This is a genomic window from Ruegeria sp. BHSA162, from assembly GCF_059613385.1.
Genome location: NZ_JBXWSK010000038.1, coordinates 21,051 through 31,819 on the forward strand (window position 1 = coordinate 21,051; position 10,769 = coordinate 31,819).

The following is a 10,769-nucleotide window of genomic DNA, read 5'->3' on the forward strand; positions in this document are numbered from 1 at the left end:
AGTCAGCGCGTTGCGTATTAATTGCCAATGCAAGGCGGAACGCCCGCATTGTTGCCCCAACACGAACCTATCCCAAGTCGGAATTTGCGTCTACTGGCTGGCAAAATGCACCTTCGGGCCAAGCGGGATTCAATCAAGAACGCATCCAACCAGAATTGGCCCAGCCGACGCTCACACTACCCAAGTTTCAGTCTGTCTCTCCGCTACTCATAGCGGTGGCGGTTCGGCGTCAAAATGGTCAAACGCCGGCGTATTGGAAACAAACCGAGCGTCCGTCATAATGATCATAATTATGCCTTTTTGCATACTACAGGGGAAGTGGCGGAAAGGTACCTGTTTACAGGAAGGTTTGGCCGGTGGAAGCACAGGCCAAACCAATGGTTAAAAATGGTCAGCCCAAATGCTCAACTAACTGTTCCAACAACCGCGCAGCTTCGTCTACGCTCAGAGTCCGGCCGCGAAGATGTATCCGCAATTCGCCCGCTGATACCTCTGCTCGCAATTCTCCGCCTTTGGGCAGCGTCTGAATAGGCAGCCGTTGAATCTGTTTCGGGCGGCCCCCACGCGGCTTTTCCTGAGTCGGTGCAGGCGCGTCTTTCAACGCAGCCTCTATCACGGTCAGTTCCGATTTCGGGTCCGTGGCCTCACCCTGGGACAAGGCCTCCCTCAGCTTGGCCTGCGCGCCATCCCGGATAGCCGCGGCAATCCTGAGACCTGCCTTTTCCGACAACGCAACCGGGTACTGCAGTAAGTCGCCCAAGGCCTCGTGAACCACCGCAAAGCTGCGGACCTTGGACCTTTTGGCCTTGGAGGCTGCGGCGAACAGAACATCCACGGCGGCTTCGGTCGACGGGAACACACCCTGCCCCACAGCGAGGACAGCGATGCGCCCACGTTCATACGGGCTGAGGTTTGATCGAAGTTCGTTCTCCTCGACCATCGAAACATACGCCCCCTGCCCTGCGCCAGCCTGGCGCACGAACGCGGGAATTTGGGCGAATTTCGGGTCACCGCCGGCCAAACGGCGGAAGGCGTCCAACCGGCGATAGCCCGATATTAGGCCATAGCCATCCTCGGTTTTGGTCACCTCGATCGGCGTCCGCAGCCCGTTGGAGCGCAGAGATTCCAGCAGTTCGGACATTGCCTCTTCGTCATCGACCATGCGGTCGCGCCGCAAGAAATCGGCATCGATCTGATCTATGGGCACCATCTCTGCGACCAAGCCCGCGTCCTGGGCATCCCGCCAACGCGCAGCGTCGCCTTGGTCTTTTGCAAGGGTTGCTCGGTCGGTCACTGCTGCCATGCCATTCAGCGTCGCGGCCTCGGCCGCGACCTGCGCGATTGGCGGAGTTGACGGGTTGGCCTCGAACGGGCTGATCGAGGGTTTCGCGGCGAAACCAACCTCGAGCTGTTCAAGTTCCGCCGCATCCGGTGCCGTCAGTCTTCTGCGTTTAGCCATCTGCCTGTCCTCCCATCTGGGCGTCGCGCCACCAACACCCGATCAGCACTTCTTTGAATTCCGCGTAAGTTCGATCGAAGGTCTCTCGCCCCCGGACATAGGTGTCGCGGTTAAAGTCACGGTAGTCCGCTTCGTAGATTCCGTTCACCTGTTCTCCGGCCTGCCCTACCAAAGCGGTGTAATCCTGCCGATAGGCGTTCATGAAATCACCGAAATACGCCTGTATCACGTTGGCCATGTCCGTCTGCTGGCTGGCGTCGAACCGGGTGATGATCGCGCGCACGACATCCCATTCGAACTTGAGTTCGGGCAAGCCAGCTGCCCTTTGTGCCGCGTTCTCGCCATCCTCGATACTGGCGAACGTGGTGTAGAGCATGTCGAAGAAGCGCCCGGTGGAATCAAATTCCAGGAATGAAGCTCCTAGCGGCACCAGCAAAATATCCGCTGCGGCCAGCGCATTGATCGTTAGGTATCCAAGTGCAGGAGGAGTATCGAGGAACACGATGTCGTAATCATTCAATACCGCCTCGTCCTGCAAGAAGTTGGTGAGCCCGTCCCACAGCGGCCAACTGCGAAGGCCCATCCGCCAGACCGGGATCTGAAATTCAGCCCAATAAAGGTTCAGTTGAGCACCAATGAGATCAATGTTGGGCCAATGGGTCTTCTGGATGACATCCTGAGGTTGGGTTCTCAGTGCCTCTTGCAGAGTTTCATCCAATGGGATTTCGGGTTGACCGGCAGCGGCGCGGACCCTGTTCTCCTCCTGAACCGCGCGCGCATAGTCTTTTGCGATCAAGGGGAAGACCGTCTGCCATTCATCCGCGACGCGACCACCCAGGATGGACGTCATGGATCCCTGGCTATCAAGATCAATCACCAGCACTTTATAACCGTCCAACGCGGCCGACATTGCCAGATGAGCAGCGGTCGACGTCTTGCCCACGCCACCTTTGAAATTGGCAACGGCAACAACTTTTGCCGGCAGATTTTCCGGCCGGTAGGGCAGGTATTCCTTGGTGCTTACACCTTCGGCCGCGAAATGGCGCCTCAAGGTCAGAACTTCTTCGAGGGTGAACCATTTCGATCCTGCTTCGCCTTCGCCTTGCGGGAGGTCGGGATTTGCCTTGAGGACGCGGCGCAGGTGGGCCGGAGCCACCGGGATCAGGTATTTGGTAATCTCCCAAATCGAAAACCGGCGAAGGCGCTTTTCGCCATCGGGCGCATACCCGCGGCGGGCTAGATCTTCGCGCCCTTTGGCACAGAAGGTTGCAGCTTTTGCGAATCGTGATGTCCCGATAGGATCGGGTAACTTTGATGCAGCCTTGGCCGGATCCAGGTTGAAGTACGGCGGTAGAGCAGGTTGTTTAGATTTTGTCACTGTCGATGCCTCGAATAATGTTCGCCTTTCCGGCGTATATCAGGAAATGTACCGAACATTTTCCTTCTGCGCTATCCTCGAAAGAGCAGTTTTCCACAGAAGAATGCCGAAGAGTTCGGTTTCGCGACGAAACCGGCATATATTCTCAGAAAAGGGCACACCAAAGAGTTTATTTTCTTTAAGGGTTTTAGAATCTTTGACGACAGAAAACATAAATAAATCATATATTTGTGGTCGCATCGGCACCCGGATACAGGACCAAGGGTTCCTGGCTTCGGGTTAAAAGGGACCTGTATACAGGATCAAAGGGTCCCGAATCCGGGGAGAAGGGCACCGATTCGCGGTTCGGCTCTATCGTGGACTATTTAGGGTCTAATCCGAGTGCGTTGATCGCCGCCTACGCGGGTCACGACTCCAAGTTTGAACCAATTGGCGCCCGCTTCTGTGGATAACTGGGTCGCCGATTCGGATAGGTACCTGTCTACGGGATTCACTCCATCCTGCATATGGGGACCCAAATTTGGTTGATCCACGGGTACCTTTTGTGTCACAAACTTGGGAAACGAGCAGCCGGGCAGAATCATGCCGGATACACAACTGGACACGGATCACCTTTCAGGCGCTTTGCGTCGGGAAACGGTGAAAAAGAATGTGGCCGCGATCCATATCAGCGGCAAGCTGACGCTGTTGCAGCGCAAGCTGTCCAATGTGTTGCTTCTCAATGCCTACGACTCACTGACCACGGCGCAGACCCATACGATCGATGCCCGCACCCTGGCGATGATGGTGGGCTACAACTCGAACGACTTCGACACATTGCGCGCCAGCCTGAGAGCGCTTGCCGAGACAGTGGCCGAATGGGACATGCTCGATGAAAAAGGGCGGCAAGAGTGGGGCGTGTCGTCGTTGCTGAGTTTCGCCAAGCTCAAGGGCGGGATCTGCGAATACGCCTATTCCCCGGCCTTGGCGCAGAAGCTGTACGATCCGAAGATCTATGCGTTGATCAATGTGCATATCCAGCGCAATTTCAGCTCGGGGCACGGGTTGGCCTTGTATGAAAACTGTTATCGTTTCGTGCGCACTGGGTCGACCGGGTGGTGGGCGCTCGAGGTGTTCCGCAAATTGATGGGTGTGGACGGCAGCGACTATTACACGAGCTTCAAACACCTGAATGCCAAGATCATCAAACCCGCAGTGGTCGAGGTGAACAAAAGCTCCGATATTCTGATCGAGCCCGAGTTCCGCAAGAAGGGCCGCAGCGTCACCGACATTCGGTTCCTGATCAAGGCGAACCCGCAGAAGGCAATGTTCGAGATCGACGACAGCGATGGGGTGCGCAACCTGGCGGTCTACAAGACCTTGCGCAAACAAGGGGTGTCCGATCGGCTGGCGCGTCAGTGGATCTCTGAGCATGGTGAGGATTACGTGCAGCAGAAGCTGGACTATGTAGCCGGGCAGGGGGACGTGAAATCAACGCTGGGGTATCTTTCGGCCGCCCTGCGCGATGACTACAAAGCCCCTGCGGCAGAGACAGTGAAACCGCCTAGTTCCGAGGCGCTAGCCGCAGCCAAGCAGCGGGAGGAAGAGAAGGCACGCGAAGATCAAGCTTATGCCGCGCGGGTGGCAGAACGCGCCGAGCGTGCCCGCAAGCTGGCCATCGTCGAAGACCTGGTTTCGCGGCGAAACCCCACTCAACGGGATGCCGACAAACGCTTGTTCATGTCGACTTTGTCGGACGAGCTAGACCGAGAGAACTTCCGGCAACACGGATGGCGATCAGGTTTGAACGCCAACGCCATTTTTGCCTTTTGGGAAGAGTTGGAGCCCGATGCGTTCCAGACGGAAACCCCCGCCTGAGGCTCAGGCGGGGCAGGGTGCTTATTGATTTTTCAGTGCATTTTGCAGCGCATCCCCAATCGCGCTGTGCTGCGCATTATGGCCAGATTTTGCGCGTTGTGATTTGGGGATGCCTTTATTCTTTTCACGCGCGTTCTGGCCTTTGACGTCGCGATCTTGCCGGGCAGAAGCTCCGCCATCCTTGCGCATGCTCAGCCCGATCCGCTTGCGCGGCACGTCCACCTCAACGACCCGGACGCGCACGACCTGACCGGCCTTGACCACCTCATGCGGGTCTTTCACGAACCGGTCGGCCAGCTGGCTGACATGCACCAGACCGTCCTGATGCACGCCGATATCGACGAAGGCGCCAAAGGCAGCGACGTTGGTGACGGTGCCTTCCAGCACCATGCCGGGTTTGAGGTCGGTGATCTCCTCGACGCCCTCCTTGAAACTGGCGGTCACGAAGCTGGGACGCGGGTCGCGGCCGGGCTTTTCCAATTCGGCAAAGATGTCGCGCACCGTGGGCAGGCCGAACCGGTCATCCACGAACTGTTCGGTGCGCAGACCACGCAGCGCACCGTCATTTCCCATGATCTGGCGGATGTCGCGGCCGCAGGCCTGCACGATGCGGCGGGCCACGTCATAGGCCTCGGGGTGGACGGCCGAGGCGTCCAAGGGCTCATCTCCGTCGCGAATGCGCAAAAAGCCCGCGCATTGTTCAAAGGCGCGGGGGCCGAGGCGCGCAACGTCCAGAAGATCCTGCCGCGACCGGAAGGCGCCGTTCTGGTCACGATGCGCTACGATGGCTTCGGCCAGACCGGGGCCCAGGCCAGAGACATGGGCCAGCAGCGGCGCCGAGGCGGTGTTCAGATCGACGCCGACGGCGTTCACCACGTCTTCGATCACCGATTCCAGAGACTGACTCAGCCGGTGTTGGTCAACGTCGTGCTGATATTGGCCGACGCCGATGCTCTTGGGTTCGATCTTGACCAGCTCGGCCAGCGGGTCCTGCAGACGGCGGGCGATCGACACCGCTCCACGTAGCGAGACATCCAGATCGGGAAACTCGCGCGCGGCCAGTTCCGAGGCGGAATAGACCGAAGCCCCGGCTTCGGACACCACGACCTTGGTGGGGGCCTGCACCCCTTTGGGTTGCAGTTTCAGCGTGTCGGCCACCAACCGCTCGGTCTCGCGGCTGGCGGTGCCGTTGCCGATGGCGATCAGTTCGACCTTGTGGGTGGCGATCAGGTTCAGGATGGTGGCCTGTGCGCCGCGCAGATCGTTCTTGGGTTGGAACGGATACAGCGTGTCGGTCGCCACCAGCTTGCCCGTCGCGTCCACCACCGCGGCCTTGACGCCGGTGCGGATGCCCGGGTCCAACCCCAGGGTGGGGCGGGGGCCCGCCGGGGCGGCAAACAGCAAGTCCTTGAGATTGCGTGCAAAAACTAGAATGGCCTCCTCCTGCGCGCGGCTACGCAGATCGGCCATCAGCTCGACCATCATCGACAGCGACAGCTTCACCCGCCAAGTCCAGCCCGCGACCTTGCGCAGCCAGGCGTCTCCCGGGCCGTCGCCACGCGTCTGCAGATGCGCCGCCACGATCGCCTCGGCCCGGGCGGCGCCGGTTTCGGGGTCGGGGGCAATGTCCAGCGTCACGATCCCCTCTTTCGAGGCGCGCAGCATCGCCAGCGCCCGGTGCGAAGGCACCTTGGCCCAGGGCTCGGCATGGTCGAAATAGTCGCTGAACTTGGCGCCTTCCTGTTCCTTGCCCTCGATCACCTTCGAGGTCAGCAGCGCCTCGGCCTGCATGAAGCTGCGCAGCTCGCCCAGAAGGGCGGCGTTTTCGGTCAGACGCTCGGTGATGATGTCGCGCGCGCCATTCAGCGCGTCCTTGGTGGTGGGCACGGCCTCGGTCACATAGGCCTGGGCCAGACCCTCGGGGTCGGCGCTGCGGTCGGCCAGGATCGCGTCGGCCAGCGGCTCCAGCCCGTTTTCCCGCGCGATCATCGCCTTGGTGCGACGCTTGGGTTTGTAGGGCAGGTAGATGTCTTCCAGCTGTGCCTTGGTTTCGGCGCGGGCAATGGATTTGGCCAGATCGTCGGTCAGCTTCCCTTGATCCTTGATCGAGTTCAGGATCGTCTCGCGCCGCGCCTCAAGCTCGCGCAGATAGGCCAGCCGGTCGGACAGGGTGCGCAGCTGGCTGTCATCCAGCCCGCCCGTCACCTCTTTGCGGTAGCGCGCCACGAAGGGCACGGTGGCGCCTTCGTCCAGCAGCTTGACCGCCGCGTCCACCTGTTCGGGGCGGGCATTGATTTCCGTGGCGATGGTGCGGGCGATACGGTCCAACGGGGCCTCCTTGATCTCGGGTTAGAGAACCGTCTTAGCCAGCGCCCGCGCCAAGGGAAAGGCGTTGCGTATCGTCGGCGGGCTGAAAATACGGGCATATGCGCGGTTTTGCGCAAACTGGGTCAAAATGCGCATTCAGTTGCGATTGATCCCGGGCCCCGGGTGATTTAAGGGAAGCCCTGTCAAATCAGAGTCACCCCGGAGCGGAACAGCATTCACGCTCCTCGCACGCCGCGCCGCACGCGGCACAACTCTCGGATCGCACGCCCCTGAAAGGCTTAAAAAAGGTAAGGGAACATGGCAGAAAAATCGAACTTCCACATATTGTATACCATCGTAGACGAAGCGCCGGAGCTGGCCAGTGCCTCGTTCCTGCCCATCATCCGCAAATTCGCCTCGGCCGCGGGCGTCAGCGTTGGAACCAAGGATATTTCGCTGGCCGGGCGCATCATCGCGGCCTTCCCCGAAAACCTGACCGAAGAGCAGCGTCAGCCCGACGATCTGGCCGCCTTGGGTGAGCTGGTGAAAACCCCCGAGGCCAACGTGATCAAGCTGCCCAACATCTCGGCCTCGGTGCCGCAGCTGGTCGCTGCCATCAAGGAACTGCAGGGGCAGGGCTACGACATCCCCAACTATCCCGAGGACCCCAAGACCGACGCCGAAAAAGAGATCCGCGCCCGCTATGACGCGATCAAGGGCTCGGCCGTGAACCCGGTTCTGCGCGAGGGCAACAGCGACCGCCGCGCGGCCAAGGCGGTCAAACGCTATGCGCAGCAGCATCCGCATTCGATGGGCGAATGGACGGCCGACAGCAAGACCAAGGTGTCGTCGATGCCGGGCAATGATTTCTATGCCAACGAGAAATCGGCCACCATCACTGCAGACCAGGCCGGTGACGCGCGGATCGAATTCGTGAGCAAGGACGGTGGTGTTACCGTCCTGAAAGACGGCTGGACGCTGGAAGAGGGCACCGTTGCGGACGCCACTTTCATGTCAGTCAAGGCGCTGTCGGAGTTCCTGGATGCCGCGATTGAGGACACCAAGAAAGACGGCACGATGTTCTCGCTGCACATGAAGGCGACGATGATGAAGGTCAGTGACCCGATCATTTTCGGCTATGCCGTCAAGTCGTGGCTGGCGCCGGTGTTCGAAAAATTCGGCGACCGCATGGCACAGCTGGGCGTCAACCCGAACTCCGGCTTGGGCGATCTGCTGAACCGCGTCAAGGACGATGCCGAGATCATGGCCGCGATCGAAGAGGTCAAGGCCGAGCGTCCCTCGATGTACATGGTCGACAGCGACAAGGGCATCACCAACCTGCACGTGCCGTCGGACGTGATCATCGACGCCTCGATGCCGGCCGTGATCCGCGCGGGCGGCAAGGGCTGGGACGAGAGCGGCAAGAAGGGCGACACCAACTGCGTGATCCCCGACCGCTGCTATGCGCCGGTCTATGACGAGACCATCAATTTCTTCAAAGCCAACGGTGCGCTGAATCCGGCGACCGCCGGTTCGGTGGCCAATGTGGGCCTGATGGCCCAGAAGGCCGAGGAATATGGCAGCCACCCGACCACATTTGAGGCGCCCGCCGACGGCACGATCCGCATCGTTCTGGCCAATGGCGAAACCCTGCATTCGCATGAGGTCGAAAAGGGTGACATCTGGCGCGCTTGCACCGCCAAGAAAGCCCCGATTGAGAACTGGATCCAACTGGCGATGGACCGTCAGCGTCTGACCGGCTCCGAGGCGATCTTCTGGCTGGATGCGAACCGCGCCCATGACGCCGAGCTGATCAAATACGTCAAGCCGGCGCTCGAGGCTGCGGGCGTAGCCGACAAGTTCCTGATCCTGGCGCCGCGTGAGGCGACCCGCAAGTCGCTGGGAACCATCACCGCCGGCAAGGACAGCATCGCCATCACCGGCAACGTGCTGCGCGACTATCTGACCGACCTGTTCCCGATCCTCGAACTGGGCACCTCGGCCAAGATGCTGTCGATCGTCAAGCTGATGAATGGCGGCGGCCTGTTCGAAACCGGTGCAGGTGGCTCGGCGCCCAAGCACGTTCAGCAGCTGGTCGAGGAAAACCACCTGCGTTGGGACTCGATGGGCGAATTCTGCGCGTTGGGTGAATCGCTGAATTTCCTGGCCGACAGCCGCGGAAACGCCAAGGCCGCCGTTCTGGGCGCTGCGGCCGAGGCCGCAACGCAGGGCATCCTGGACCACGACCGCTCGCCCAGCCGCAAGGTTGGCGAGCCGGACAACCGCGACAGCCACTATTGGTTCGCCCGATACTGGGCCGAGGCACTGGCCGCGCAGCCGGATGATGCTGAACTGGCCGCGCATTTTGCTCCGATCGCCAAAGAACTGGCGGAGAAGGAAGAGCAGATCCTGTCCGAACTGCTCGCCGCTCAAGGCAAGCCTGCTGATCTGGGCGGCTATTACCACGGCGATCACACCAAAACTGCGGCGGTGATGCGCCCCAGCGCGACACTGAACGCGATCATTGGCTGATCATAAAAGGCCGGGCGAATGAGCCCGGCCTTATTATTTCGTCGGATCAGGCGACAGTTATTGTTTTCCTGTGCTATTGTTTGCTTTGGCTTGATTGGCCGGACCTGAACTGTTCCAACGCGACCTGGGTTGGACAAAGGGAGTTGCGGCACGGTTCTCAGCCGGTATCATCCCAGAAAGTTTGCACCGTCGAACGGTTCGGCCGGACTGTGCGGTTGATTTTTTAAAGGGTGTTTCAGAGCGCCTGTGTTCCCAGTAATTGGAACAAGGGCCGGCGCTGAATTTGGATCGCCGGACACGGTCGGCGGAGAGTGGTCATGAGTACGCTGAAGATCGCGGTACTGTCCGACATACATGGAAACGCCACGGCGTATGCGACCGCGATCCAAAAGGCCGAAGCTTTTTCGCCGGATGTCGTCGTCATGTTGGGCGATCTGCTGACATATGGTGTGCGCCCTCGGCAGGTGTTGGAACTGACCGATCAACTGATGGCTCGCCAAAACTGCGTGTTCATCCGCGGCAACCACGACCAGTTCTATTTCGATCTGGATAAAGGCAACCCGTCCTTCTACGACAACATTGCAGGATTTGTGTTGGAGTCCGTCGAGTGGACGCATGGTGAGGTCCGGGGCGACCCACCGTTGGCTGACCGATACCCCTGGGCCGACCGCCATAGCATGGGGCCGATCCTGTTTTCACATGCCAACCCTTACGATTATGGGGACTGGTCCTATGTCTCGAAACCGGAACAATGGGCACCAGCGGCAACGGCCTTGCGACAAATGGGAAAAATGGTCGGGGTCTTTGGGCATTCGCACCGGGCCTTTGCCGTCATGATCGACGAAGCCGGAAGACCGACACCTGCGGATCAACGCAAGTGGATAAGGATTCCGAAAGGGTCTGTGCTGCTGCTGAACCCCGGAGCGGTCGGGCAGGGGCGAGGCACGGGTCTGTCTTATCTGACCCTCGAGCTGGATGGCGACCGGGTTAGAATCGACATCCCGTCGATCAGCTTCGATCTGGAACAGATCCGCGCGGATATTCAGGCCACTGACCTCAGTCAGGGGACAAAGGAACGGCTTATTTCATTCATGGAGAAATGAATTGATCACGGTTTTGGTAACGGGTGCGGGTGGCGGTGTGGGCCAGGGCATCATCAAGTCGCTCAGGCTGATTTCTGATTTGCCGCTGCGTATTCTTGGCGCTGACATGTCCGCCCTATCTGCCGGCCTTTAT

Annotated in this window: 6 protein-coding genes; 3 read left to right on the forward strand and 3 right to left on the reverse strand. The window is 59.9% G+C overall.

Features of this window, described 5'->3' with window-relative positions:
- Nucleotides 1-391: 391 nt before the first annotated feature.
- Together AC2FM5_RS12060 and AC2FM5_RS12065 are read right to left on the reverse strand one after the other, a co-directional pair.
- The gene (locus tag AC2FM5_RS12060) at nucleotides 392-1,459 is read right to left on the reverse strand and encodes a ParB/RepB/Spo0J family partition protein (protein ID WP_496735789.1); all 1,068 of its coding nucleotides are present in this window, start codon (nucleotides 1,457-1,459) and stop codon (nucleotides 392-394) included.
- Nucleotides 1,452-2,837, reverse strand: coding sequence for an AAA family ATPase (locus tag AC2FM5_RS12065; protein WP_170341760.1), 1,386 nt, complete (start codon nucleotides 2,835-2,837; stop codon nucleotides 1,452-1,454). The genes AC2FM5_RS12060 and AC2FM5_RS12065 overlap by 8 nt, the downstream gene beginning before the upstream one ends.
- Nucleotides 2,838-3,419: 582 nt before the next feature.
- Between AC2FM5_RS12065 and AC2FM5_RS12070 the strand changes: the two genes are divergently transcribed.
- Nucleotides 3,420-4,694 carry a replication initiation protein gene (locus tag AC2FM5_RS12070; protein WP_496735791.1) on the forward strand — a complete coding sequence of 425 codons (1,275 nt, stop codon included), beginning with the start codon at nucleotides 3,420-3,422 and terminating at the stop codon, nucleotides 4,692-4,694.
- Between the two features lie 21 nt (nucleotides 4,695-4,715).
- Here AC2FM5_RS12070 and AC2FM5_RS12075 read toward each other — a convergent pair whose 3' ends face one another.
- The gene (locus AC2FM5_RS12075; RefSeq protein ID WP_496735793.1) at nucleotides 4,716-7,022 is read right to left on the reverse strand and encodes a Tex family protein; all 2,307 of its coding nucleotides are present in this window, start codon (nucleotides 7,020-7,022) and stop codon (nucleotides 4,716-4,718) included.
- A gap of 297 nt (nucleotides 7,023-7,319) precedes the next feature.
- Between AC2FM5_RS12075 and AC2FM5_RS12080 the strand changes: the two genes are divergently transcribed.
- Together AC2FM5_RS12080 and AC2FM5_RS12085 are read left to right on the forward strand one after the other, a co-directional pair.
- Nucleotides 7,320-9,533 (forward strand): NADP-dependent isocitrate dehydrogenase, encoded by a 2,214-nt coding sequence (locus AC2FM5_RS12080; RefSeq protein WP_496735795.1) that lies wholly within the window; start codon nucleotides 7,320-7,322, stop codon nucleotides 9,531-9,533.
- A 317-nt stretch (nucleotides 9,534-9,850) separates the two neighbouring features.
- Nucleotides 9,851-10,636, forward strand: a complete 786-nt coding sequence (locus AC2FM5_RS12085; RefSeq protein WP_496735797.1) for a metallophosphoesterase family protein — start codon at nucleotides 9,851-9,853, stop codon at nucleotides 10,634-10,636.
- Nucleotides 10,637-10,769 lie beyond the last annotated feature (133 nt).